23 protein-coding genes and 3 pseudogenes are annotated in these 26,198 nt (G+C 40.7%); 22 read left to right on the plus strand and 4 right to left on the minus strand.

What is annotated here, in order from left to right:
• The first annotated feature begins 108 nt into the window (after window positions 1-108).
• The 5 genes and pseudogenes from HT715_RS05355 (at window position 109) to deoD (ending at window position 4,328) form a co-directional block, all read left to right on the plus strand.
• Window positions 109-513, plus strand: a complete 405-nt coding sequence (locus HT715_RS05355) for a YSIRK-type signal peptide-containing protein (RefSeq protein ID WP_172922852.1) — start codon at window positions 109-111, stop codon at window positions 511-513.
• A 498-nt stretch (window positions 514-1,011) separates the two neighbouring features.
• A pseudogene (locus HT715_RS12265) lies at window positions 1,012-1,281 on the plus strand (topology modulation protein); the annotation flags it as partial.
• Between the two features lie 99 nt (window positions 1,282-1,380).
• A pseudogene (locus HT715_RS12415) lies at window positions 1,381-2,037 on the plus strand (discoidin domain-containing protein); the annotation flags it as partial.
• 9 nt (window positions 2,038-2,046) lie between these two features.
• Complete coding sequence (locus HT715_RS11880; RefSeq protein ID WP_345789786.1) at window positions 2,047-2,856, plus strand: thiol-activated cytolysin C-terminal domain-containing protein; 810 nt, start codon at window positions 2,047-2,049, stop codon at window positions 2,854-2,856.
• Between the two features lie 761 nt (window positions 2,857-3,617).
• Window positions 3,618-4,328, plus strand: coding sequence for a purine-nucleoside phosphorylase (gene deoD / locus HT715_RS05365; RefSeq protein WP_000022090.1), 711 nt, complete (start codon window positions 3,618-3,620; stop codon window positions 4,326-4,328).
• Between the two features lie 94 nt (window positions 4,329-4,422).
• Here the strand turns inward: deoD and HT715_RS05370 are convergent, their stop codons facing one another.
• The 3 genes from HT715_RS05370 to coaA all read right to left on the minus strand — a co-directional run bounded on the left by HT715_RS05370 (window position 4,423) and on the right by coaA (window position 6,212).
• Entirely contained in the window at window positions 4,423-4,935 is a 513-nt protein-coding gene (locus HT715_RS05370; protein ID WP_138701231.1) for a DNA topology modulation protein, read from the minus strand.
• A 52-nt stretch (window positions 4,936-4,987) separates the two neighbouring features.
• Entirely contained in the window at window positions 4,988-5,224 is a 237-nt protein-coding gene (rpsT, locus tag HT715_RS05375; RefSeq protein ID WP_001274000.1) for a 30S ribosomal protein S20, read from the minus strand.
• A 67-nt stretch (window positions 5,225-5,291) separates the two neighbouring features.
• A complete protein-coding gene (coaA, locus tag HT715_RS05380) occupies window positions 5,292-6,212 on the minus strand; it encodes a type I pantothenate kinase (RefSeq protein ID WP_138707228.1) in 921 nt (306 codons plus the stop codon).
• A gap of 199 nt (window positions 6,213-6,411) precedes the next feature.
• Between coaA and HT715_RS05385 the strand changes: the two are divergent.
• The 9 genes and pseudogenes from HT715_RS05385 (at window position 6,412) to HT715_RS05425 (ending at window position 14,777) form a co-directional block, all read left to right on the plus strand.
• A pseudogene (locus tag HT715_RS05385) lies at window positions 6,412-6,816 on the plus strand (hypothetical protein).
• Window positions 6,817-7,024: 208 nt separating this feature from the next.
• The gene (locus HT715_RS05390) at window positions 7,025-7,615 is read left to right on the plus strand and encodes a class I SAM-dependent methyltransferase (RefSeq protein ID WP_001038611.1); all 591 of its coding nucleotides are present in this window, start codon (window positions 7,025-7,027) and stop codon (window positions 7,613-7,615) included.
• A complete protein-coding gene (locus HT715_RS05395; RefSeq protein ID WP_138707229.1) occupies window positions 7,612-8,889 on the plus strand; it encodes a pyrimidine-nucleoside phosphorylase in 1,278 nt (425 codons plus the stop codon). Before HT715_RS05390 ends, HT715_RS05395 begins: the two co-directional genes overlap by 4 nt.
• 19 nt (window positions 8,890-8,908) lie before the next feature.
• Window positions 8,909-9,571, plus strand: a complete 663-nt coding sequence (deoC, locus tag HT715_RS05400; protein WP_023936658.1) for a deoxyribose-phosphate aldolase — start codon at window positions 8,909-8,911, stop codon at window positions 9,569-9,571.
• Window positions 9,558-9,947 carry a cytidine deaminase gene (locus HT715_RS05405; protein WP_000246089.1) on the plus strand — a complete coding sequence of 130 codons (390 nt, stop codon included), beginning with the start codon at window positions 9,558-9,560 and terminating at the stop codon, window positions 9,945-9,947. Before deoC ends, HT715_RS05405 begins: the two co-directional genes overlap by 14 nt.
• A gap of 89 nt (window positions 9,948-10,036) precedes the next feature.
• Complete coding sequence (locus HT715_RS05410; protein ID WP_023936660.1) at window positions 10,037-11,089, plus strand: BMP family protein; 1,053 nt, start codon at window positions 10,037-10,039, stop codon at window positions 11,087-11,089.
• Window positions 11,090-11,231: 142 nt separating this feature from the next.
• The gene (locus tag HT715_RS05415) at window positions 11,232-12,767 is read left to right on the plus strand and encodes an ABC transporter ATP-binding protein (protein ID WP_023936662.1); all 1,536 of its coding nucleotides are present in this window, start codon (window positions 11,232-11,234) and stop codon (window positions 12,765-12,767) included.
• Window positions 12,760-13,818 (plus strand): ABC transporter permease, encoded by a 1,059-nt coding sequence (locus HT715_RS05420; protein ID WP_054388252.1) that lies wholly within the window; start codon window positions 12,760-12,762, stop codon window positions 13,816-13,818. Before HT715_RS05415 ends, HT715_RS05420 begins: the two co-directional genes overlap by 8 nt.
• 2 nt (window positions 13,819-13,820) lie before the next feature.
• Complete coding sequence (locus HT715_RS05425; RefSeq protein ID WP_054388253.1) at window positions 13,821-14,777, plus strand: ABC transporter permease; 957 nt, start codon at window positions 13,821-13,823, stop codon at window positions 14,775-14,777.
• A gap of 38 nt (window positions 14,778-14,815) precedes the next feature.
• On the opposite strand, the gene plsY is transcribed toward HT715_RS05425, so the two are convergent.
• On the minus strand, window positions 14,816-15,457 hold the full coding sequence (plsY, locus tag HT715_RS05430) for a glycerol-3-phosphate 1-O-acyltransferase PlsY (protein WP_138699558.1): 642 nt from the start codon (window positions 15,455-15,457) through the stop codon (window positions 14,816-14,818).
• 135 nt (window positions 15,458-15,592) lie between these two features.
• Here plsY and parE point away from each other — a divergent pair, with 135 nt between their 5' ends.
• The 8 genes from parE to parC all read left to right on the plus strand — a co-directional run bounded on the left by parE (window position 15,593) and on the right by parC (window position 26,155).
• Window positions 15,593-17,536 carry a DNA topoisomerase IV subunit B gene (gene parE / locus HT715_RS05435; protein WP_138707230.1) on the plus strand — a complete coding sequence of 648 codons (1,944 nt, stop codon included), beginning with the start codon at window positions 15,593-15,595 and terminating at the stop codon, window positions 17,534-17,536.
• Window positions 17,537-17,550: 14 nt separating this feature from the next.
• Window positions 17,551-19,578: an N-6 DNA methylase gene (locus HT715_RS05440; RefSeq protein WP_042758490.1), complete on the plus strand. Its 2,028-nt coding sequence runs from the start codon at window positions 17,551-17,553 to the stop codon at window positions 19,576-19,578.
• A gap of 17 nt (window positions 19,579-19,595) precedes the next feature.
• Window positions 19,596-20,717: a restriction endonuclease subunit S gene (locus HT715_RS11885; protein WP_119919814.1), complete on the plus strand. Its 1,122-nt coding sequence runs from the start codon at window positions 19,596-19,598 to the stop codon at window positions 20,715-20,717.
• Between the two features lie 149 nt (window positions 20,718-20,866).
• Complete coding sequence (locus tag HT715_RS05450) at window positions 20,867-21,208, plus strand: hypothetical protein (protein ID WP_000428283.1); 342 nt, start codon at window positions 20,867-20,869, stop codon at window positions 21,206-21,208.
• A gap of 12 nt (window positions 21,209-21,220) precedes the next feature.
• Window positions 21,221-21,823: a Fic family protein gene (locus HT715_RS05455; RefSeq protein WP_050261457.1), complete on the plus strand. Its 603-nt coding sequence runs from the start codon at window positions 21,221-21,223 to the stop codon at window positions 21,821-21,823.
• A 64-nt stretch (window positions 21,824-21,887) separates the two neighbouring features.
• A complete protein-coding gene (locus HT715_RS05460; RefSeq protein ID WP_138707039.1) occupies window positions 21,888-22,748 on the plus strand; it encodes an aminoglycoside 6-adenylyltransferase in 861 nt (286 codons plus the stop codon).
• A complete protein-coding gene (locus HT715_RS05465; RefSeq protein WP_138704867.1) occupies window positions 22,745-23,305 on the plus strand; it encodes a GTP pyrophosphokinase in 561 nt (186 codons plus the stop codon). Before HT715_RS05460 ends, HT715_RS05465 begins: the two co-directional genes overlap by 4 nt.
• Before the next feature lie 378 nt (window positions 23,306-23,683).
• The gene (gene parC, locus HT715_RS05470) at window positions 23,684-26,155 is read left to right on the plus strand and encodes a DNA topoisomerase IV subunit A (protein ID WP_138704866.1); all 2,472 of its coding nucleotides are present in this window, start codon (window positions 23,684-23,686) and stop codon (window positions 26,153-26,155) included.
• Window positions 26,156-26,198: the final 43 nt, after the last annotated feature.

Here is a 26,198-nt window from a genome sequence, read left to right on the forward strand (position 1 = left end):
TTTTCGAAGAGTATTACTTTCTGAATTTCTTAGCCCTGTCCTATATATAGCACAAGGAGATTTAGTTTGAGTCTGCTTATAAATAAACGAAAAGAAAGATAAGAAATAATGAAAATTGGTCAACGAATGATGCGTTTTGGCATAAAAAAATTAAGTATCGGAGTTGTATCTGTTGCAGTCGGCTTCGCATTTCTAGCTCCAGCTGGAATTTCAGCCAATGAACTAAAGCAAGATGTAACATCTGAAGTGGCAACAAGAGTGCTAGATTCTAAGGAGGAATTGAGAGAGCCAGAAAATGTTGCTCCAAAACTAGAAACTCCTCTTAGAGAGGAGTCAAGACTAGCTCCTCAAACGCTTCCGGAAGCAAGTGAAGTTCTTGAAAACAAAAGGGAAGAGTCAAAAGTAGAGATAACCGAGCCAGCTCAATACTTACCTATTCTTGCTCCTGTAGAAGAAACTAAAGAAGAAGCTGTGACAGAAAAACCAACAAATACTCGTTCTCTAACAGCATAAGATTTGGTGAAGATTTCCAAAGGGGAATTGCATTTAGAAAATGATTTGATTGATGAATCTCTCTACGGTGAAAAAGTTCTTGATTTGGAAGGGGATGATGACCAAGATGGCATCAAAAACAAAGATGAACTTTATGTTTACAACAAAGATGGTAAGGATTATCTAGGATATAACAGTCATCCCTTGCTAGCAGACAGTGATGGGGATGGTTTGGCAGATGGAGAAGATGACAATAAGAAAGAATGGTATGTCACAGACCGTGATTCTCTTCTCTTTATGGAGTTAGCCTATCGAGACGATGATTATATTGAGAAAATTTTAGATCATAAGAATCCTTTCCCTAGTCTCTATCTTGACCGTCAAGAATACAAACTCATGCACAATGAATTGGCTTCTTTCTGGAAGATGAAAAAAGCCTACCATACAGATAGTGGCTTGGATGCTTTCTTATTTGAGACCAAGAGCGACCTTCCTTATCTCAAAGATGGAACGGTGCACATGTTGGCTATACGTGGAACAAGACGGAATGATGCGAAAGATTTAAGTGCAGATTTTGTTTTGTTAGGAGGAAATAAACCAGCGCAAGCGGATGATATCCGCAAGGTTGTTGGGGAATTAGCCAAGGATACAAGTATTACCAAGTTGTATATGACAGGCCATTCTCTTGGAGGCTACCTAGCTCAGATTGCAGCGGTTGAAGCTTACCAAAAATATCCTGATTTTTATAACCATGTATTGCGAAAAGTGACGACTTTCAGTGCGCCTAAAGTGATTACTTCCAGAGCGGTTTGGAATGCTGAGAATGATTTCTGGGATGTTGGTTTGGAAAGCCGTAAATTAGCTGTTAGTGGAAAAATTAAGCATTATGTGGTTGATAATGATAATGTTGTGACTCCCTTGATTCATAACGATCGTGATATTGTTACATTTACAGGTAATTCACGCTTTAAACACCGTTCTCGTGGCTATTTTGAAAGTCGAATGAATGATATTCCTAACTTTAATATTGGTAAACGAACTACCTTGGATAAACATGGTTATCGTGATCCAAAATTGGATAAAGTGCGATTCTTTAAGAAACAGGCTCTGCCCCAATCTTCTAGTCAACCAAGCGCGGAACCAATGGAAAATATTACCTTAGGGAAACAGGTTACTCAAAGTTCGACAGCTTTCGGAGGAGATGCTAGAAGAGCTGTGGATGGCAAAGTTGATGGTAACTATGGTCACAATTCTGTCACTCATACCAACTTCCAATCTAAGCCTTGGTGGCAAGTAGATTTGGCTAAAGAAGAAACCATTCGCCAAATCAATATTTACAACCGCACAGACACTGCCCAGGATAGATTGGCAAACTTTGATGTCATTCTTTTAGACAGTTCTGGTAAAGAAATTGAGAGAAAACGCATAACATCTCTTAAAGATGTGTCAGCACAAATTGCGATTAACCATAAAAAAGCGCGCTATGTTCGAATTGAGCTAGAAGGCTATAATGCCCTCAGTCTTGCAGAAGTCCAAGTATATCGTGCTGAGAATATCGCTTGGAAAAAACAAGCTAAGCAAAGTTCTACTGATTTTGGTGGAGATGCTAGTCGTGCCTTGGATGGCAATACCAATAGTAGTTATAGCCAGCAATCAATTACCCATACAAAATTTGAAAACCAGCCTTGGTGGGAAGTTGATTTAGGTCGTACAGAACAGGTAGGACTTGTCCGACTTCATAACCGTGGGGATGGAGAACTTTCTAAACGTCTGTCAGACTTTGATGTGATTTTGTATGATGAAAAAGGAACAGAAGTTGCTAGACAGTATGTTTCTAAACTTGACGGAACGAGCTTGGATGTTCAATTAAATGGGAAATTGGGACGCCGTGTTCGTGTGCAACTACGTAAGAACAATCAAGCCCTCAGTCTTGCAGAAGTAGAAGTTTTCCGCTTTATCGCTACGAATGGTGAGACGGCGACACAAGTTTCTAAGCCAGTTCAACCAATCAGTCAGACTCCTGCCAAAGAAAAAACATTGACAATTCAACATAGTGGAGCTTACATTGCCCGCTACTCTATAACTTGGGAAGAAGTTACAGTAGATAAAGATGGAAACCAAGTTGTTCGTAGTCGTTCTTGGGAAGGAAACGGTCGCAACCAGACTGCAGGTTTTGTCCTCAACTTCCCAATCAAAGAAAATATGAGGAATCTGCGAATTAAGATTGAGAAAAAGACAGGTCTACTATGGAATAGATGGCAAACAATCTATGAAAATAGACCAATTTTAGCTCAACCCCACCGTAAAATTACCCATTGGGGAACAACATTAAATTCTAAGATTTCTGATGACGATGTCTTGTAAAAAATCCTACTATTCAAGAATGAGATGATTTAGTCTATAATAGAAGAACTACCTGAGCTTGAAGAGAACTCAGGTAGCTCTCTGTGAAAGAACAAAATTAAACAGAAAGGTATAGTGAGGTGTTCTAATTTGAACATGAGCGGAAAAACTTTTCTAAAAACTTAGAAAGGAAGGGGAGTTCGGGTTTGAATTGAATCCGATCTACTCTTCTCAATATTATCAAAATTAAGAAAGAAAGGAATTGAACCCATCATAAAAGCAGTGGGAAAAAGATAGTTGGTCTAGCGAGCATCGCTCACTGCGCCCCACTCCTATTTTCCCTTTGGCTTTTTAACGGGTTTGGTATCTTTCTCAATATAAAATATAAAAAAGAAAGGTAGAGCGCGTGTTTTGATTTGAACACGAGCGGAAAACTTTTCTAAAAACTCAGAAGAGAAGGGGAGTTCGGGTTTGAATTGAAGCCGTTCTAATCTTCTCAATATCATCAAAATTAAGAAAGGAATTGACCCCACCCTAAAAGCAGTGGGAAAAAGATAGTTGGTCTAGCGAGCATCGCTCACTGCGCCCAACTCCTATTTTCCCTTTGCTTTTTGACGGGTTTGGTATCTTTCTCAATATAAAATAAAGAAAGGTAGAGCGTGTGTTCTGATTTGAACACGAGCGGAAAACTTGGAAAATAGATAATCTGACTGAAAAATCAGGATTTCTCGTCAGATTCCTAATTTTCAGTCGTTTTCTTGTCGCTCTTTGTATCATAAATTATGTCTATCCATATTGCTGCTCAGCAGGGTGAAATTGCTGATAAAATTCTTCTTCCAGGGGATCCTCTTCGTGCGAAATTTATTGCGGAGAATTTCCTTGAAGATGCTGTTTGTTTTAACGAAGTGCGTAACATGTTTGGTTACACTGGTACTTACAAGGGTCACCGTGTATCTGTTATGGGAACTGGGATGGGAATGCCATCTATTTCGATTTATGCGCGTGAGTTAATTGTTGACTACGGAGTGAAAAAATTGATTCGTGTGGGAACTGCAGGATCTTTGAATGCAGATGTCCACGTACGTGAATTGGTTTTGGCGCAGGCAGCTGCAACCAACTCTAACATCATCCGCAATGACTGGCCACAGTACGATTTCCCACAAATCGCTAGCTTTGATTTGCTAGATAAGGCTTATCATATTGCCAAAAATCTCGGTATGACAACCCACGTTGGGAACGTTTTGTCATCTGATGTCTTTTATTCAAACTACTTTGAAAAGAACATCGAGCTTGGTAAATGGGGAGTCAAGGCTGTGGAAATGGAAGCAGCAGCACTTTACTATCTGGCAGCCCAACACCATGTTGACGCGCTAGCTATTATGACAATCTCTGATAGCTTGGTTAATCCAGATGAGGACACGACTGCAGAAGAACGTCAAAATACCTTCACCGATATGATGAAGGTTGGATTAGAAACCTTGATTGCTGAATAAAAGAGAACACAAAAGGAAGACTTTCTGGATGAAAATCTTCCTTTTTTAGTCATTCAGTCCATACTGTGACCTTAATGAAATGTTGCTCTACCGTCTATTTTTTAAGAGATTGCAAAAAACAATCAATCTCTGCTTGAGAATGGAGAATACGCATCTTTTCTGGGTAAGTATTGTTTAAATATTGGTATCTATCCTTAGCATTTTTTGTTCGACCATCCCAGAGAATCCAACGAATAAATTCCCAGTTGAATTGCTCGGGGCATCCCTTAGCCATACTTTCTCTGACTTTTCCCCGGTATTTAAGATAACGCTTAAAAGCTCGAAAGAGACAGGTAAATGGAGAAAAATTGAGAAAGATGATTTGGTCAGCTTCCTGCATTCTTTCCTCATAGAAACACCAAGAATAATTACCATCGATGACCCAAGCTTCATGCTTGGTGAGAAAGTTTTTCATCTCTGTCAACATCCATTCGCGATCACTGTCTTGCCAACCGGGTTGAAATTGGAGTGTGTCCATGTGTAGTTTTGGGATGGAGTAGCAGTGAGACAACTTTTCGGCTAGAGTTGACTTACCAGCACCAGAATATCCGATAATAGCGATTTTCATTTTCTACCTTTTCCTATTTGAGGACAAAAAAACAGCCTCTATGGACTGTTTCTTATTTAGCAAGTTTAGCTGAAAGACGAGCTTTGTCGCGGCTTGCTTTGTTTTTGTGAATCAAACCTTTAGTTTCTGCTTTATCGATAGCTGAGCTAGCAGCACGGAAAAGTTCTTCAGATGGGTTTGCTTCGAAAGCTTTGATAGCAGTACGCATAGCTGATTTTTGAGCTGAGTTCTTTTCGTTTTGTTTAACGTTCAATTCAGCGCGTTTGATAGCTGATTTAATGTTTGCCAATGTTCTTACCTCCATATTTACTAACTATACCATTATATCTGAAAACTTACGTTTTGACAAGGGAAAATTATTTTTTTAAGTAAATTTCATCGATTTCATGGTTCTTTGTTTTATGAAGAATCACTTCCGCACGATTTCTAGTTGGTTCAATATAATTTTGTAGATTTGTGAGATTGATACTGGTCCAGACCTGATGGGCAAAGGACTCCACTTCCCCAATCGGCATTTGTGTAAAACGATAATAGTAGCTATCAGGGTCGTTTCGGGCTAGGCTCAGCATTTTCAAGAAACGGTCTAGATACCAACTCTCAATGTCATCGACTGCAGCATCAACATAGATGGAAAAGTCAAAGAAGTCAGTGATATAGAGACGATTGTTTTGTGGATTTTGAAAGACATTGATTCCCTCAACAATTACAAAATCAGCAGCTTTGACACTTTGCTTTTCCTCAGGTACGATGTCGTAGACTTCATGAGAATAGACAGGAATATCCACATCTTGTCCATTTTTGATGCAGTCTAAGAAGTTGAGAAGAGCTTCCATATCATAGCTTTCAGGAAATCCCTTACGATTTAAAATCCCTTGTTCAATCAAGGTCTGGTTGGGATAGAGAAAGCCGTCAGTTGTTACCAACTCAACCGTAGCATCTGTAAGTGTACGGGACAGTAGGATTTGAAGTAGGCGACTGGTTGTGGATTTTCCAACGGCAACACTCCCAGAAACCCCAATGATAAAAGGCTGGGATTTGCTTTCACGTTGAAGGAAAATCCCTTTTGAAAAGGCCAAATCATCCTTGGTACGCTTGTAAATCTGGATGAGATGGGCTAGGGGGAGATAGACATCGGTAACATCCTGCAAGCTAATCTGGTCATTAAAACTCTTGATGGATTCTAATTCCTCTTCTGTCAAAGGAGGTGTCGTCTTTCGATGTAAAGATTGCCAAGTCTGGCGACTGATTTTTTCAAAATGTAAAAATTCGTTGGTCATTTGTTTTCCCCTAGATATTTTGTCTATCATACCATAAAAAGTTAAAAAAATAAAGCGGTTTCTTGAATGTGGTAAGTCAATAGTATATAATATAAGTAGATAGAGGATGAATAATTTATTGATGAAGTAGGAGCTGCTTTCTACTGACTTATCAGCTATAAAGGGGGCTTTGGGGTTTATAACTTATAGGAGGTGTACTATGAAAATCTTGAAACGTTACCTATTGGAACTCTGTTTTATTTTAAGTTTTGCCTTACCTTTTATAAAAGGAGTCAATGCGGATAATGGTAGACGCTTTGTGGAAATCTATTACGGTTTTACTTTTTTGATGGAACATGCCATTGTAACAGCTGTCTTTATCTGTTCGCTTTTGATTGCTTTCTTCCTAAAAAAACGGTGAACGAAATGGCTTGCTGCTGGTAGTTATTTCTTTTTAGTTCTATGGATTGCGACAGAGGGTTATTTCTTCCGCATGTCACTAGAAGATTTGATACGACTTTGGACAAGTTTGGAAATCCTGACACAAACTTATCAATTGGGCTTTTATCTAAATATTTTGTTGGGAATTTTGTTGATAATTAAGTATCTGAAGGTTAAGCAATAGTAATAAAAATGCGCTTGATTATAGACAATAAATTTGTTGTTTTATCATGGCAATGATAGCTGTAGTCCTAGATGAAATACAAGTTGCTTATAAAAGTTGAAAGAGATTGAAGGGGAGTTATTGTAACGCAACTTCCTTCAATCTTTTTGTCTCATTCTGGATATGTAAACGATTTACAATTCGATCCAAAATATGATAGAATAGGGTTATGAATAAAATGTACTATGCAGAAAATCCTGACGCTGCTCACGACATACATGAGTTGCGAGTAGAATTGTTGGGAGAAAAAATGACCTTTCTGACGGATGCAGGTGTTTTTAGCAAGAAGATGGTTGACTTTGGAAGTCAACTCTTGCTCAAGTGTCTGGAGGTCAACCAAGGAGAAACTGTCCTTGATGTAGGCTGTGGTTACGGACCTTTGGGCTTGTCTTTAGCTAAGGCTTATGGCGTTCAGGCTACCATGGTCGATATCAATAATCGTGCCTTGGATTTGGCGCGACAAAATGCTGAAAAAAATAATGTAAAAGCGACGATATTTCAATCTAATATTTATGCAAGAGTTCAAGGGCGATTTGACCATGTCATTTCCAATCCTCCTATCCGTGCGGGCAAGCAAGTCGTTCATGAAATCATCGAGAAAAGTAAAGATTTCTTGGAAACTGGTGGGGATTTGACCATCGTCATCCAGAAAAAACAAGGGGCTCCAAGTGCTAAGTCCAAGATGGAGGATGTGTTTGGTAATTGTGAAATCGTCAAAAAAGATAAGGGATACTATATCCTTAGAAGTGTGAAAGAATGAGAGTAGTTGATTTAATCCAAAAGAAACGAGATGGTCAAGAATTGACTTCAAGTGAAATTGAATGGCTGGTAGAAGGCTATGTGTCAGGAACTGTCCCTGATTATCAAATGTCTGCCTTTGCTATGGCTGTCTATTTCAAAGGAATGACGACACGAGAAATCTCAGATTTGACTATGAAGATGGTCAAGACTGGGCAAGAGTTTGACCTGTCTGCCATTGATGGTGTGAAAGTTGACAAGCATTCTACTGGTGGTGTCGGCGATAAGGTAACCTTGATTTTAGCTCCTCTTGTTGCTAGCTTTGGTGTGCCTGTGGCAAAAATGAGTGGTCGTGGTCTCGGCCATACTGGTGGGACAATTGATAAATTGGAATCCATTAAGGGCTATCAAGTCGAGCGCAGTCAAGAAGATTTCATTCGTCAGGTTCAGGATATTGGTGTATCTGTCATTGGGCAATCAGACCAGCTGGTTAAAGCAGATAAACTTCTCTACGCCCTCCGTGATGTGACCGCAACTGTCGACACGATTCCTTTGATTGCGAGTTCGGTGATGAGCAAGAAAATCGCGGCAGGAGCGGATGCTATTTTGCTAGACGTAACTGTCGGTGAGGGCGCCTTCATGAAGACGGTTGATGAGGCGCGTGAGTTGGCTCAAACCATGGTGGAACTTGGTAAGGCTGTTGGCCGGAAGACAGTAGCGGTGATTACGGATATGAGCCAGCCTTTAGGGCGTGCGATTGGAAATCGTCTGGAAATCCTTGAAGCATTGGAGATTTTACAAGGTCAAGGCCGTCAGGATATTACCCACTTCATATGTGAGTTGGCTCAAATTATGCTTGGTTTGGCAAATGTTAACAAGACAGTTGAAGAAGTTCGCCAACATCTTGAGAATGGTCAAGCACTGACTAAGTTTGAGGAGATGGTCCAAGCCCAAGGTGGAGACTTGGAAGACCTCTATCGTCCTGTAAATGTAGCCCATGTGGTGGAAATCCCTGCTCAGGAAACGGGTGTCATTTCAGCTCTTCCAGCAATGGAATTTGGACTTTATGCTATGAGACTGGGTGCTGGTCGTGCAGTTAAGTCTGATGCCTTGGACTATGAAACAGGAATTGTTTTTGAAAAGAAAGTTGGAGATTCCGTTCAAAAGGGAGAAATTGTTGCAAAAGTATACACAAATGGAAAAATTTCTCCTCAGCTAGTTACAGATTTTCAAAAATATGTTAAAATAAATGATAGGGTGCAAAGTTTACGAGAAATTATAGAAATCATCTCATAAACCGCAGGAGAATCCGAATATGAAATTAAATAAATATATCGATCATACGCTTTTAAAACAAGATGCAACAGAAAATCAAATTGATTGTTTGTTGTCTGAGGCTAGGGAGTATGATTTTGCCAGTGTTTGCGTCAATCCGACCTGGGTTGAACATGCTAAAAAAGGGCTTGAAGACTCAAATGTCAAGGTCTGTACAGTAGTAGGTTTCCCTTTGGGAGCAACAACTTCAGCTGTGAAAGCTTTTGAAACCAAAGAAGCTATTCAAAATGGTGCAGACGAGATTGATATGGTGATCAATGTTGGGGCTCTCAAAACAGGTAATCTTGATTTGGTTGAGTCAGATATTCGCGCAGTCGTGGAAGCAAGTGGTGACAAGTTAGTGAAAGTCATTATTGAAGCTTGCCTGCTGACCGACCAAGAAAAAGTTGTGGCTTGCCAATTAGCTCAAAAAGCTGGAGCTGATTTTGTTAAAACATCTACTGGCTTTTCAACTGGTGGTGCGACGGTGGCAGATGTTCAATTAATGCGTGAAACAGTTGGTCCTGAAATGGGGGTCAAGGCCGCTGGTGGAGCTCGTTCTTATGCAGATGCTCTTGCCTTTGTGGAAGCAGGGGCGACCCGTATCGGAACGTCAGCTGGGGTAGCCATTTTAAAAGGAGAATTGGCAGATGGCGACTACTGAGTTGATTGAACTGGCAATTGAAACCAGCAAACATGCCTATGTCCCCTATTCTCACTTTCCTATCGGAGCAGTTTTAGTAGCCAAAGACGGAAGTGTTTACACGGGAGTGAATATCGAAAATGCTAGCTATCCTTTGACCAATTGCGGTGAGAGAACAGCCATTTTTAAGGCTGTATCTGAAGGGCAAAGAGAATTTTCAGAATTGATTGTCTATGGTCAAACTGAAAAACCGATTTCACCATGTGGTGCTTGTCGCCAAGTAATGGTCGAATTTTTTGAACAAGATCTAAAAGTGACCTTAGTCGCAAAAGATAAATCGACGGTCGAGATGACGGTCGGGGAGTTACTTCCATATTCTTTTACAGACTTAAACTAGTCTGAGTCGCTCTCTGAGTGGCACGGTCCTTGTGGCCAACCAATCCATACTTGCAACATCGTTGCACATCTTATTTAGGAGGTTCAGTAATGAACAAGAAACAATGGCTAGGCCTTGGTCTAGTTGCAGTGGCAGCAGTTGGACTTGCTGCATGTGGTAACCGCTCTTCTCGTAAGGCAGCTTCATCTTCTGATGTGAAGACAAAAGCAGCAATCGTCACTGATACTGGTGGTGTTGATGATAAATCATTCAACCAATCAGCTTGGGAAGGTTTGCAGGCTTGGGGTAAAGAACACAATCTTGCAAAAGATAAAGGTTTCACTTACTTCCAATCAACAAGTGAAGCTGACTATGCTAACAACTTGCAACAAGCTGCTGGAAGCTACAACCTAATCTTCGGTGTTGGTTTTGCCCTTCACAATGCAGTTAAAGATGCAGCAGAAGAGCACACTGATTTGAACTATGTTTTGATTGATGATGTGATTAAAGATAAAAAGAATGTTGCTAGTGTAACATTTGCTGATAATGAGTCAGGTTACCTCGCTGGTGTGGCCGCAGCCAAAACAACTAAAACAAAACAAGTTGGTTTTGTAGGTGGTATGGAATCAGAAGTTATCTCTCGTTTTGAAGCAGGATTCAAGGCTGGTGTTGCGTCAGTAGACCCATCTATCAAAGTACAAGTTGACTATGCTGGTTCATTTGGTGATGCCGCTAAAGGTAAAACAATTGCAGCGGCACAATACGCAGCTGGTGCAGATATTGTTTACCAAGTAGCTGGTGGTACAGGTGCAGGTGTCTTTGCAGAAGCAAAATCACTCAACGAAAGCCGTCCTGAAAATGAAAAAGTTTGGGTTATCGGTGTTGACCGTGACCAAGAAGCAGAAGGTAAATACACTTCTAAAGATGGCAAAGAATCAAACTTTGTTCTTGTATCTACTTTGAAACAAGTTGGTACAACTGTAAAAGATATTGCTAACAAGGCAGAAAAAGGTGAATTCCCTGGCGGTCAAGTGATCGTTTACTCATTGAAAGATAAAGGGGTTGACTTGGCAGTAACAAACCTTTCAGAAGAAGGTAAAAAAGCTGTCGAAGATGCTAAAGCTAAAATCCTTGATGGAAGCGTAAAAGTTCCTGAAAAATAATGGATGGAAGTTATTTCTTAGGAAGCGGCTATCGGCCGCTTTTTAAGAGTTGAGACAAAGTCATTTTGTCTCAGTAAAGCTTGCTACTATACAAACTAGCAAGTTTTATTGAAATAAAATAAGACTCTGAAAGGAAGAGCACATGGCACACGAAAATGTCATTGAGATGCGTGATATTACCAAGGTGTTTGGTGAATTTGTTGCCAACGACAAAATCAACCTGAACCTACGAAAAGGTGAAATTCATGCACTTTTAGGAGAAAATGGGGCTGGTAAGTCCACGCTCATGAACATGTTAGCAGGGCTTCTTGAACCAACTAGTGGTGAAATCGCGGTCAACGGTCAAGTTGTCAACCTCGACTCCCCATCTAAAGCAGCTGGCTTGGGAATCGGAATGGTTCACCAGCACTTTATGTTGGTAGAGGCTTTCACGGTGGCTGAAAACATCATTTTAGGTAGTGAATTGACTAAAAATGGTGTGCTAGATATCGCTGGAGCTAGCAAAGAAATCAAGGCTCTTTCTGAACGTTATGGCTTAGCTGTGGACCCTTCTGCCAAGGTGGCGGACATCTCGGTTGGAGCCCAACAACGTGTAGAAATTTTAAAAACCCTTTATCGGGGAGCTGATATTCTTATTTTTGACGAACCAACGGCTGTTTTGACTCCATCAGAAATTGAGGAGTTGATGGCTATTATGAAAAATCTTGTCAAAGAAGGAAAATCAATTATCTTGATCACCCACAAGTTGGACGAGATTCGCGCAGTTTCTGACCGCGTTACAGTTATCCGTCGTGGGAAATCAATTGAAACCGTCGAAATTGCAGGGGCTACCAATGCTGATTTGGCAGAAATGATGGTGGGACGTTCTGTTTCCTTTAAAACGGAGAAACAAGCCTCTCAACCAAAAGAAGTGGTCTTGTCTATTACAGACTTGGTGGTCAATGAAAACCGCGGTGTCCCAGCTGTGAAAAATCTGTCCTTGGATGTTCGTGCTGGAGAGATTGTTGGAATTGCGGGGATTGATGGAAATGGTCAGTCTGAACTGATTCAAGCCATCACAGGTCTTCGCAAGGTTGAATCTGGTAGCATTGAGCTAAAAGGAGATTCAATTGTAGGCTTGCATCCACGACAAATTACAGAGCTAAGTGTTGGGCACGTTCCAGAAGACCGTCACCGTGATGGTTTGATTTTAGAGATGATGATTTCTGAAAATATTGCCCTTCAAACCTACTACAAAGAACCACATAGTAAAAATGGAATTTTGAACTATTCAAATATTACTTCTTATGCTAAAAAGCTAATGGAAGAATTTGATGTTCGTGCTGCCAGTGAATTTGTTCCTGCAGCTGCACTTTCAGGAGGAAATCAACAAAAAGCAATTATTGCTCGTGAAATTGATCGTGATCCTGATCTCCTTATCGTCAGCCAGCCAACTCGTGGGTTGGATGTCGGTGCCATTGAATATATCCACAAGCGCTTGATTGAAGAGCGTGATAATGGTAAGGCTGTTCTAGTTGTCAGCTTTGAATTGGATGAGATTTTAAACGTCTCAGACCGTATTGCCGTTATTCATGATGGTAAGATTCAAGGTATTGTGTCACCAGAAACAACCAATAAACAAGAACTTGGTGTCTTGATGGCTGGTGGAAACTTGGGAAAGGAGAAGAGTGATGTCTAAAAAATTACAACAAATTTCGGTTCCCTTGATCTCTGTCTTCCTTGGAATTTTACTTGGAGCCATTGTCATGTGGATCTTCGGCTATGATGCTATTTGGGGCTACGAAGAATTGTTCTATACAGCCTTTGGTAGCCTGCGTGGGATTGGAGAAATCTTCCGTGCAATGGGGCCTTTGGTCTTGATTGGTCTTGGATTTGCTGTTGCCAGTCGTGCAGGTTTCTTTAACGTTGGGCTTCCTGGTCAGGCTTTGGCAGGTTGGATTTTAAGTGGTTGGTTTGCCCTGTCGCATCCAGATATGCCCCGTCCCTTGATGATTCTAGCAACCATCGTGATTGCCTTGATTGCTGGTGGGATTGTCGGAGCGATTCCGGGTATTCTGAGAGCTTATCTAGGGACGTCAGAGGTTATCGTCACCATCATGATGAACTACATTGTCTTGTATGTAGGGAATGCCTTTATCCATGCCTTTCCTAAAGAATTCATGCAAAGTACAGATTCGACCATTCGTGTCGGGGCTAATGCAACCTATCAGACACCTTGGTTATCTGAATTGACTGGTAACTCACGGATGAATATTGGTATTTTCTTTGCTCTCATTGCCGTTGCAGTCATTTGGTTTATGCTCAAGAAAACAACCCTTGGTTTTGAAATTCGTGCGGTTGGTCTTAATCCACATGCTTCAGAATATGCTGGTATTTCTGCAAAAAGAACGATTATCCTCTCAATGATTATTTCAGGTGCCTTGGCTGGTCTTGGTGGAGCTGTTGAAGGACTTGGAACCTTCCAGAATGTCTATGTTCAGGGGGCGTCATTGGCTGTTGGATTTAACGGGATGGCGGTTAGTCTGCTTGCGGCCAACTCACCAATTGGTATTCTCTTTGCAGCCTTTCTATTTGGTGTTCTCCAAGTTGGAGCTCCTGGTATGAATGCGGCACAGGTACCATCTGAGCTTGTCAGCATTGTAACAGCGTCTATTATCTTCTTTGTCAGTGTTCATTACCTTATCGAACGCTTTGTCAAACCAAAAAAACAAGTTAAAGGAGGTAAGTAAAGATGTCTATTACAACCTTGCTCACCCTCTTGGTGTCTTCTATGCTGATTTACTCAGCACCCCTCATCTTTACAAGTATTGGCGGTGTTTTCTCTGAACGTGGTGGTGTGGTAAACGTCGGCCTTGAAGGAATTATGGTTATGGGTGCCTTTTCTGGAGTTGTCTTTAACCTTGAATTTGCAGAACAATTTGGAGCAGCAACTCCATGGCTATCTTTGCTAGTTGCAGGATTGGTTGGAGGCCTTTTCTCTATCATCCACGCAGCAGCGACGGTTCATTTCCGTGCAGACCATGTTGTCAGCGGTACGGTATTGAACTTGATGGCGCCTGCCTTGGCTGTTTTCTTGGTGAAAGTTCTTTATAACAAAGGACAAACCGACAACCTAAGTCAGACTTTTGGACGCTTTGATTTCCCAGTCTTGGCAAATATCCCAGTGATTGGTGATATCTTCTTCAAGTCAACTAGTCTTCTTGGTTATCTGGCCATTGCCTTCTCATTCCTTGCTTGGTTTATCCTCTTCAAGACTCGATTTGGTCTTCGTCTCCGCTCTGTCGGTGAACATCCTCAAGCATCGGATACCTTGGGAATCAATGTCTACAAGATGAGATATTTAGGGGTTATTATTTCAGGTTTCCTAGGTGGAATTGGCGGAGCGATTTATGCTCAATCAATCTCAGTTAACTTCTCAGTGACAACTATTGTTGGACCTGGATTTATCGCCCTTGCTGCGATGATTTTCGGAAAATGGAATCCAATCGGAGCCATGCTTTCTAGTCTTTTCTTTGGACTTTCACAAAGTTTGGCTGTTATCGGTTCTCAATTGCCATTCCTACAAGGAGTGCCTGCGGTTTACCTTCAAATCGCACCTTATGTTTTGACCATTCTTGTCTTGGCAGCCTTCTTTGGAAAAGCAGTTGCACCAAAAGCAGATGGTATCAACTATATCAAATCAAAGTAAGCATACAAAAAAACGTCAGTTCTGTTTAAACTGGCGTTTTATTTTTTAGGATGTTGATGGGTTAAGTTTAATCCCCAAGGAACAAGATTTTCAGTCTTATTCTGGATACGTGTGATATTATCCTTATGCCGAATGATAATCAAACTAGCCAGTGCTAGGATAATAGTGATGAATAGAGGATCATAATTGCTCAGGATAAAACCAAAAAGTGGAAAGAGTAGAACTCCGATGACAGCCGCGATAGATGCTGTGACACTAGATAGCGAAATCATACTACCAAGATAGAGGGTTCCAAAGAAAACAACTGCAAGGTAGAGACAGAAGACAGGTGCAAATCCGAAAATCACACCAGCACTGGTTGCAACAGCCTTGCCACCCTTAAATCCTGCAAAGATAGGAAAGGTATGGCCAATAACAGCCAAAAGTCCAAAGATGAGAGGCGAAACCCCTTGTAGATGAAACATAATCGGAAGAAGTGTTGCTAGTGTTCCTTTGAAAAAGTCAATGACAAAGGTCGCCATACCAGCTTTCTTACCTAAAATGCGGAAAGTATTGGTCGTTCCAGTGTTACCAGAACCATGCTCGCGCAGATTGATTTGAAAGAATACTTGTCCAATCCAGAGACCAGACGGAATCGAACCCAGCAGATAGGCTAGGATTAATAAAACTATTGTAATCATACTCCTATTATATCATGAAATGAAGAAGAAAGGCAGAGAATCTCTTCTGAAATTGTTACATCGGAGAAAGAAAAATTTTGCAAAATCCTTGGAAAACCTGTAGAATAGTAAAGATGAACGAATAGGAGGTTCCTTGTGTCAAAAAAGGAAATCAATATTAACAATTATAATGATGATGCCATTCAGGTGCTAGAAGGGTTGGATGCGGTCCGTAAACGTCCAGGGATGTATATCGGATCGACCGATGGCGCTGGGCTCCACCACCTAGTTTGGGAAATCGTCGATAATGCTGTCGATGAAGCCTTGTCTGGATTTGGTGACCGTATTGATGTGACCATCAATAAAGATGGCAGTTTAACGGTTCAAGACCATGGTCGTGGGATGCCGACGGGTATGCACGCTATGGGAATCCCAACGGTTGAAGTAATCTTTACCATTCTCCACGCCGGAGGGAAATTTGGTCAAGGTGGTTATAAGACATCCGGTGGACTTCACGGGGTGGGTTCTTCTGTTGTTAATGCCCTATCTAGTTGGCTGGAGGTTGAAATCACCCGTGATGGTGCAATCTACAAGCAACGTTTTGAAAATGGTGGCAAACCTGTCACGACCTTGAAGAAAATTGGTACAGCACCAAAGTCTAAGACAGGTACCAAGGTTACCTTCATGCCAGATGCCGGTATCTTTTCTACGACAGATTTCAAGTACAATACCATTTCAGAACGTCTCAATGAGTCAGCCTTTCTCTTGAAAAATGTGACCTTGTCCTTGACGGACAAGCGAACAGATGAGTCTGTTGAGTTTCACTATGAAAATGGGGTACAGGACTTTGTTTCTTATCTAAACGAAGACAAGGAAACCTTGACACCGGTTCTGTACTTTGAGGGGGAAGATAATGGTTTCCAAGTGGAAGTAGCTCTTCAGTACAATGATGGATTTTCAGATAACATCTTGTCCTTTGTTAATAACGTTCGCACCAAAGATGGTGGTACGCACGAGACAGGACTCAAGTCCGCTATTACCAAGGTTATGAACGACTACGCGCGTAAGACAGGTCTTCTCAAGGAAAAAGATAAAAACCTTGAAGGTTCAGACTATCGTGAGGGACTAGCGGCTGTCCTCTCTATTCTAGTCCCTGAAGAACATTTGCAGTTTGAGGGACAGACCAAAGACAAATTGGGAAGCCCACTGGCTCGTCCCGTTGTGGATGGAATTGTGGCGGATAAGTTGACCTTCTTCCTTATGGAAAATGGTGAATTGGCTTCTAACCTCATCCGCAAGGCTATCAAGGCGCGTGATGCTCGCGAAGCGGCACGAAAAGCACGTGATGAGAGCCGAAATGGCAAGAAAAATAAAAAAGACAAGGGCTTGTTGTCTGGGAAATTGACCCCAGCTCAGTCCAAGAATCCTGCTAAGAATGAACTCTATCTAGTCGAGGGGGACTCTGCCGGAGGTTCTGCCAAACAAGGCCGTGACCGCAAGTTCCAGGCTATTCTACCTCTTCGTGGTAAGGTTATCAATACAGCCAAGGCCAAGATGGCAGATATCCTCAAAAATGAAGAGATCAATACCATGATTTATACCATCGGTGCGGGTGTCGGAGCAGACTTCTCCCTTGAAGATGCCAACTATGACAAGATCATTATCATGACCGATGCGGATACTGACGGTGCCCATATCCAGACCTTGCTCTTGACATTTTTCTACCGTTACATGCGTCCGCTAGTCGAGGCAGGACATGTCTATATCGCCCTTCCGCCTCTTTACAAGATGTCAAAAGGTAAAGGCAAGAAAGAAGAAGTGGCCTACGCTTGGACGGACGGAGAGCTAGAAGAACTCCGCAAGCAGTTCGGTAAAGGAGCAACACTCCAACGCTACAAGGGGCTTGGAGAGATGAATGCCGACCAGCTCTGGGAAACAACCATGAACCCAGAAACTCGTACCCTCATCCGTGTCACAATCGAAGACCTAGCCCGCGCCGAACGCCGCGTCAATGTCCTCATGGGCGATAAAGTCGAACCACGCCGTAAATGGATTGAGGATAATGTCAAGTTTACGTTGGAAGAAGCGACAGTGTTTTAATGAAAGAAAATAATATGTTAGTAAACTGGAAATTAGAGTCGGATGTGAATGACTATGTGAAAAAGCAGTTTGAAAATCTTGGTTTGAAAAAATTGCAGGATTATAATGAAGAATCTGCTATGAGTGCTTATCTCAAAGAGGCGCTTAAGGGAGCGGCTAAGACGCAAACTAAGACTAATTTTGGAAAACCAGATTTTCATATTGAAAAATACAAACAAGTTCCTATCTTGATTGAAAACAAACTCAAATTATCTAAGCTAGTTGCTCAAACAAAGGACGGTATTAAGTTTGATGATAAATCAATTAGTGATTTTGCGGTGAATGGGGTTTTGCATTATGCGAGGGCAGTTATTGATAGTGGTAAATATCATGAAGCCGTCGCAGTTGGTGTTGCAGGTGATAACGAAGAAAATGTGACTATCAAAGTTTATTATGTCTTTGGTTCTGCTCCTAATGCCTATAAAGAGCTATCAAAGGTAACGACTTTTGATTTTTTGGAAAATGAGTCCACCTTTGAGATATTCTACAAAGATGCTGTTTTGAGCGAAGAAGAAAAACACCAAATTCTGATTGATAGTCAAGCGACCTTGCAAGGCTATGCTAAAAAGCTCAATAAATTGATGCACAACCATAATATCACAGCTCCTCAACGGGTGCTTTATGTGTCTGGTATGCTATTATCTATGCAGGATATCGTAGATTGTAAGGGCAAAAAGGTTGATGAGGGCTTAATACCTGACGATTTAAAAGGTGTGCAGTCTGAAACCAAGCGTGATGGTAAGAAAGTTGTTGATCAAATCAAGGCTTTCCTAGATGAACGTGAAATCAATGAAGATAAGAAAACTCTCATGTTGGCTTCTTTTGGAGAAATTTCCAAAGATAGCCAGCGTGACGAGTTGATTACCAATGACAAAGAAGTAGCACAACTTCTCCCTCAAAAGGAAAATTCTGTTACCAAGCAAATCTTCACTTTTATCTATGAGAATATTTTCAAGTCCATTGATGGTTTGGGTGGACATATCGATATTATGGGGGAGATGTACTCCGAATTTCTAAAGTATGCTTTGGGAGATGGAAAAGAAATTGGTATTGTTCTGACCCCTCCTTATGTTACCAAAATGATGGCGCAAATTCTGGGGATAACAAGTGAGAGCAAGGTTATGGATTTGGCGACTGGTTCAGCTGGTTTCCTCATTTCAGCGATGGAGTTGATGATAGATCATGCAAATATCAGTTTTGGGAAGGGGACTTCTCGAGCCAACGAGGAGATTGCGAAGCTCAAGAAAGATAACCTGCTAGGAATAGAACTTAATGCAGAGATGTATACCTTAGCGACAACCAATATGATTCTTCGTGGAGATGGATCTAGTCGAATTGAAAAAGGTTCTGCATTCAATCGTCCTGAGAGTCTGTTTACGGATTTTAAAGCTAATCGTGTCTTGCTGAATCCCCCTTTCTCTTATGAAGAAAATGGTCTTCCTTTTATAGCCTATGGTTTGGATAAGATGGAGCGTGGTGGCCTAGGTGCCATTATCATTCAAGATAGTGCTGGTTCTGGTAAGGCAACAAAGACAGCTAAAGCTATTTTGAAAAAGCATACCCTACTTGCTTCTATCAAAATGCCTGTTGACCTTTTTGTTCCCATGGCAGGAGTCCAGACTTCTATCTACATTTTTAAGGCTCATGAGGCACACGATTACGACCAGACGGTTAAATTTATTGACTTTAGAAATGACGGTTTTAAACGTGCTAAGCGAGGTATTTCAGAGGTTGATAATCCTATCCAGCGTTACCAAGATGTGATTAAAATTTATAAGGCTGGAAAGAGAGCGGAAGTGAGTAAAGAACTTTGGGATTTAGATGCTATCTTTATTGAGGACTTTATCACTGACAAGGGTAATGATTGGAATTTCGAACAGCACCAGATCATTGATACAAAACCAACCTTGGATGATTTTAAAAAGACTGTTACTGACTACTTAGCTTGGGAAGTGGAACAACTCCTGAAAAACAAGGGGGAAGATAGCTCAAAAAAAGCCTAAGCCCTCGCCTTCAAAAATTGGAAGAGGAATTTGAAGCAAGTGGGGGCGAGTGGAGAGAGTATCGGATAGGAGATTTATTTGGTAATATTGTTCAGGGTTCCCGTCTAACGAAAGCAGATCAGATAGATGGCCTTTTACCATTTGTGATGGCAGGAGTGACTAATACGGGTGTCGTTAGACATATTGGGAATAAGATGACTATTTTTCCAAAAAATTCTCTGACTATTGATATTTTTGGAAATGTTTTTTATCGAAATTATGAATTTAGCGCATCAGATGATGTGGGTGTCTACTGGAATGACGAAGAGTATAGTGAACACTCCATGTTATTTTTAGCATCTTCAATTCAAAAATCTTTAGTTGGTAAATTTGATTTTGGAAATAAGCTACGCTCTTCTAAATCTCATGACCTCCTAGTTAAACTTCCAACTCTCAATAACAAATTAGCATTTTCATACATGGAAAGCTACATCAAAGCGCTCGAGTCTGAACGCATCGAGACGCTCGAGTCTTATCTAACTGTAACAAATCTTAGGGATTATCATCTTACAAAAAATGATGAAAAAGTACTTGACAAGTTTGCAAAACTTTCCGATACTAAGAGTAGAGTAGAGGAGTCGGAGGTATTCCAACTTTCTCAGGTCTTTAACTTATCCAGTAGTAAAAAGAAATTCAATGCAAATATGATTGAGTTTGGAGGAAAGTTTCCTTATGTAGCTCGTGGAGATAGTAACAATGGGATTCGAGGTTATATTACAGAGAGTGAAGAATTTCTCAATCCTGCCAACACAATTAGTTTTGGTCAAGATACGGCAACGATGTTTTATCAAAAAGAACCCTATTTCACAGGAGATAAAATTAAGGTATTGCGCACTAAAGAAGTAGAATTGGATAGGTATAAAGCTCTTTATTTAATTACTTCATTAAGAAAGAGTTTCTCTACATTTAGTTGGGGAAGTAGCTCTTTTAATGAAAAAGTATTAAAAGAGACAGATGTTAAGCTTCCTATCAAAAATAATCAAATCGACTATACATTTATGTCTGACTTTGTTCGAGCAGTGGAGAAATTAGTTATCAAGGATTTAGTCATCTGGGCTGACAAAAAAATTGCTGCGACTAAGGAAGTAGTAGCAAGATAGTTCAGTATATCTGTCCTTTTTAGGGAGTAGCTGTCCTAATTTTTAGGCAGTTTTTCCCTAAAAAGGACAAGTTGAGTTTTGATAATAGCTATTTATTTACACCTTACAAAAAGTTTACATTGAAAAAAGTAAGAAGGAGGATCCAGTAAATGGAGAATAAGAAACCTAAAGGAGCTGCAAAGATTAGATTGTTCAAAATAAGTCATGCAGAGTATGGGAAAGTACTTGATGTGTTGGATGCGAAAACATCTATTTTGGATGTAAGAAATATGATTTGTAATAGAGAGCCTGATTATGAGTATTTTATTCCAAAAGTGATATTTTCATTGGACAAAGAGGCTAAGGAAAATGGTTTCTATTTTAGCGGACTCAACGGAGATTTTGCTTACTTACCAAGGGTTACTACAGACATTGTAGAGTTTAAGTTGCCAGATGAACTGAAAGAACATATTGCTAAAGGGCACCCTGTTTTCTATACAAAATGGCGTTAATAAGGGGAAGATATGGTATTGGAAAATAAACTAGGCATTACAAACTCAGCCCAGCTGGCAGATGCAGAAGAAAAACTGACAAAAAAACAAGCCGCCCTGCTTTTTCAGACAGGAGACTTGTTCAAGATGGAAGTTGGGACATTTGCAGGGCTGTCAGCTATTCACCACTATCTTTTTTCAGGTATCTATGATTTCGCTGGAAAAATCCGTGATGTCAATATTGCAAAGGATAACTTTCAATTTGCCCCCCGTATTTTTTTAGAGCAATCCTTGCAGTATATTGACAAACTTCCTCATGATAATTTTGATCAAGTAGTTGATAAGTATGCGGATATGAATATTGCCCATCCTTTCCGTGAGGGGAATGGACGCGCAATGCGGATTTGGCTAGATTGTATGCTTCGTCAGAAACTGGGCAAAGTGGTAGACTGGAATGCTATAGATAAGGATGAATACCTGAATGCCATGAAGCGTAGTGCAGTATCGACTGGAGAACTCAAGTATTTGCTCCTCAATAACTTGACGGATGACCTTACTCAGACCAGTTTCTTTAAGAGAGTAGATGCTTCATACTACTACGAAGGATACAGTCTTTACAAGACAGGGGAATTATAGTATAAAAACTATCCAGTAAGAAGAATCAGACGCTTGGTAACCTATAAAATGAGAAGGTGCTGACATGAGAATTGAAACAGAAATGCTAGATCTGATTTTACAAACTGCCAAAACTTTACAAGTTAAAGCTATCGCCATGTCTGGTTCACGGACAAACCAAAAGGTTCAAACAGATGAATTTCAAGACTATGACGTGGTCTATATCGTGGATGATTTAGATAATCTGACGAGTGACCTTTCTTGGCTAGATCAGTTTGGCAAACGCCTGATTGAACAGCATGTCCAGCTTGACCATCGTCGTCTCTACCTCATGCTCTTTGAAGATGGCAATCGTATCGATTTGACTCTTTGTCCTAAAGAACACATTCAAGAATGGGTGGACAGTGAAGCAGGATTCACTGTTTTAGAAGATAAGAAGGGCTTGTTTGAGTCCTATTCTCCCAGTCCAAAGCGTTTCTGGGTACATCCAGCTACTGAGACAGATTTTAAAAATTCCTGCAATGAATTTTGGTGGGTGTCATCTTACGTGGTTAAAGGGATTTGTCGGAATCAGCTCATCTACGCGATTGACCATCTTTACGGCATTTGTCAGCAAGAATTCTTGAAAATTTTGGCTTGGCAGGTAGCAAGTGATAGGGGGAAAGTAGACGTCGGCAAGAATTATAAGCATCTTTTTAACTATTTACCTGCTGAGCAAAAGAAGGAATTCTCAGATTTGCTTGATTTTTCAAGTATAGATAAAATCACTCAGTCTTTATTGACTACGATGCAACTTTTCCATAGAGAAGCTCAAAGACTTGCTCAAAAGCTGGGCTTTGACTACGATAAAGAAGTGGCTGAGAAGATGATTGAGTATGCTGAGGAAAGAGTGAAGAAGTTTGGGAATAACTGGAAAAATGAAAAAGCGAGAGGAGAAGACTCATGATTGAAAAAGTGGAACGCCTCATTACAGAGATTAATCGTATTCATCGAGAATATTCTAAAGATTATTTTGAAACGGGTAAGGTGGAAAAAATAAATCTCAAGCATACCTTTTCAAAAGTTCCGACTAAAGCGATTTTGTCCTACCGTCTGAATTTACATGAGTCAATTAATGATTATCTGATGAAAGCGGATGTCCAAGATATTGCCTATGTTTATCGTGTCAAAACTTCTGAGTCTATTTTAGATAAAATTACACGTTTTTCAGAGCGTCAAGAGGGCTATCCTGTGAATTCAATTCTTAATGATATTTTTGGTGCTCGTATGATTTTAAGTTCCAAAGAGATAGCTCAAGTCATGGATAAATTAGATGATTGGCAAGAGATTTACGGACTAAAAAACTGGTATTTACGTGATAAAGATGGCTATGTCGGTATTCATATCTATTTTAAAAATAAAAGTAATTTTTACTATCCATGGGAACTTCAACTTTGGGATAGGAAAGATGTAGATAGCAATATCGCCAGTCATATCAAGTATAAACGAGGATTTGTGAAGTAGACATTTTAAGTGGAAATGACGATACAGGAATTGGATGGAAGTGACTTACTCTATATTTTTTCTTTTTCCATAGTATTTACTCTACATTCTTCGAAAGGAGTTAAACGCGCCCTGAATGCTATGTGAAATTTCTTATTAACTGAAGCAACGCATTTTAAACACATTAAACTACAGAAAGGGTCGTTTGGTTATTTGTAGTAACTGAACACGGGACTAATTTCCGTAAAATATCCTTTATTCTACAAAACCTACTCTACATTCTTTGAAAGGAGTTGAACACGCCCTAGATACTGTGTGAAAAAGATAAATTCTCTTGTGAGCATCGCTAACTGCAAGAATTTTCTATTTTCAATTGGTATTTTACGGGCTTTATATCCTATGTCTAACATTCAAAACATGTCCCTGGAGGACATCATGGGAGAGCGCTTTGGTCGCTACTCCAAGTATATTATTCAAGACCGGGCTTTGCCAGATATTCGTGATGGGTTGAAGCCGGTTCAGCGCCGTATTCTTTATTCTATGAATAAGGATAGCAATACTTTTGACAAGAGCTACCGTAAGTCGGCCAAGTCAGTCGGGAACATCATGGGGAATTTCCACCCACACGGGGATTCTTCTATCTATGATGCCATGGTTCGTATGTCACAGAACTGGAAAAATCGTGAGATTCTAGTTGAAATGCACGGTAATAACGGTTCTATGGACGGAGATCCTCCTGCGGCTATGCGTTATACTGAGGCACGTTTGTCTGAAATTGCAGGCTACCTTCTTCAGGATATCGAGAAAAAGACAGTTCCTTTTGCATGGAACTTTGACGATACGGAGAAAGAACCAACGGTCTTGCCAGCAGCCTTTCCAAACCTCTTGGTCAATGGTTCGACTGGGATTTCGGCTGGTTATGCCACAGACATTCCTCCCCATAATTTAGCTGAGGTCATAGATGTTGCAGTTTACATGATTGACCACCCAACTGCAAAGATTGATAAACTCATGGAATTCTTGCCTGGACCAGACTTCCCTACAGGGGCTATTATTCAGGGTCGTGATGAAATCAAGAAAGCTTATGAGACTGGGAAAGGGCGCGTGGTTGTTCGTTCCAAGACTGAAATTGAAAAGCTAAAAGGTGGTAAGGAACAAATCGTTATTACTGAGATTCCTTATGAAATCAATAAGGCCAATCTAGTCAAGAAAATCGATGATGTTCGTGTTAATAACAAGGTAGCTGGGATTGCTGAGGTTCGTGATGAGTCTGACCGTGATGGTCTTCGTATCGCTATCGAACTTAAGAAAGACGCTAATACTGAGCTTGTTCTCAACTACTTATTTAAGTACACCGACCTACAAATCAACTACAACTTTAATATGGTGGCGATTGACAATTTCACACCTCGTCAGGTTGGGATTGTTCCAATCTTGTCTAGCTACATCGCCCACCGTCGTGAAGTGATTTTGGCGCGTTCACGCTTTGACAAAGAAAAGGCTGAGAAACGTCTCCATATCGTCGAAGGTTTGATTCGTGTGATTTCGATTTTGGATGAAGTCATTGCTCTTATCCGTGCTTCTGAGAATAAGGCGGACGCCAAGGAAAACCTCAAAGTTAGCTATGATTTTACGGAAGAACAGGCTGAGGCTATCGTAACTTTGCAACTGTACCGTTTGACCAATACCGATGTGGTTGTCTTGCAGGAAGAAGAAGCAGAGCTTCGTGAGAAGATTGCTATGCTGGCGGCTATTATCGGTGATGAAAGGACTATGTACAATCTCATGAAGAAAGAACTTCGTGAGGTCAAGAAGAAATTTGCAACTCCTCGTTTGAGTTCTTTAGAAGATACTGCGAAAGCAATTGAGATTGATACAGCTAGTCTTATCGCTGAGGAAGATACCTACGTCAGCGTGACCAAGGCAGGTTACATCAAGCGTACCAGTCCACGTTCCTTTGCGGCTTCCACCTTGGAAGAAATTGGCAAGCGTGATGATGACCGTTTGATTTTTGTTCAATCTGCCAAGACAACCCAGCACCTCTTGATGTTCACAAGTCTTGGAAATGTCATCTACAGACCAATCCATGAGTTGGCAGATATTCGTTGGAAGGACATCGGAGAGCATCTGAGCCAAACCATCACAAACTTTGAAACGAATGAAGAAATACTTTATGTGGAAGTACTGGATCAGTTTGACGATGCGACAACCTACTTTGCAGCGACTCGCCTTGGTCAAATCAAACGGGTAGAGCGAAAAGAATTTACTCCATGGCGGACCTATAGATCTAAGTCTGTCAAGTATGCTAAGCTCAAAGACGATACAGATCAGATTGTAGCAGTGGCTCCGATTAAACTAGATGATGTTGTCTTGGTTAGTCAAAATGGTTATGCACTGCGTTTCAATATTGAAGAGGTTCCGGTTGTTGGTGCCAAGGCAGCAGGTGTCAAGGCTATGAACCTGAAAGAAGATGATGTCCTCCAATCGGCCTTTATCTGTAATACCTCGTCCTTCTACCTCTTGACCCAGCGTGGAAGTTTGAAACGTGTTTCCATTGAGGAAATTCCAGCAACCAGCCGTGCCAAACGAGGATTACAAGTCTTGCGTGAATTGAAAAACAAACCGCATCGTGTCTTCTTGGCTGGTGCAGTTGCAGAGCAAGAATTTGTAGGTGATCTCTTCAGTACAGAGGTAGAAGAGAACGACCAAACTCTGCTTGTTCAATCCAACAAAGGAACAATCTATGAAATCCGATTGCAAGACTTGAATCTGTCAGAACGAACCAGCAACGGTAGCTTCATATCCGATACCATTTCAGATGAAGAAGTTTTTGACGCTTATCTTCAGGAAGTAGTTACTGAAGATAAATAAGTGAAATGAAGAATCAGTTCTAAGATGGTTTTTATTGGAGGAA

The sequence above is a fragment of the Streptococcus sp. 4155 genome (genome assembly GCF_013276695.1).
Lineage (GTDB): Bacteria > Bacillota > Bacilli > Lactobacillales > Streptococcaceae > Streptococcus > Streptococcus pseudopneumoniae.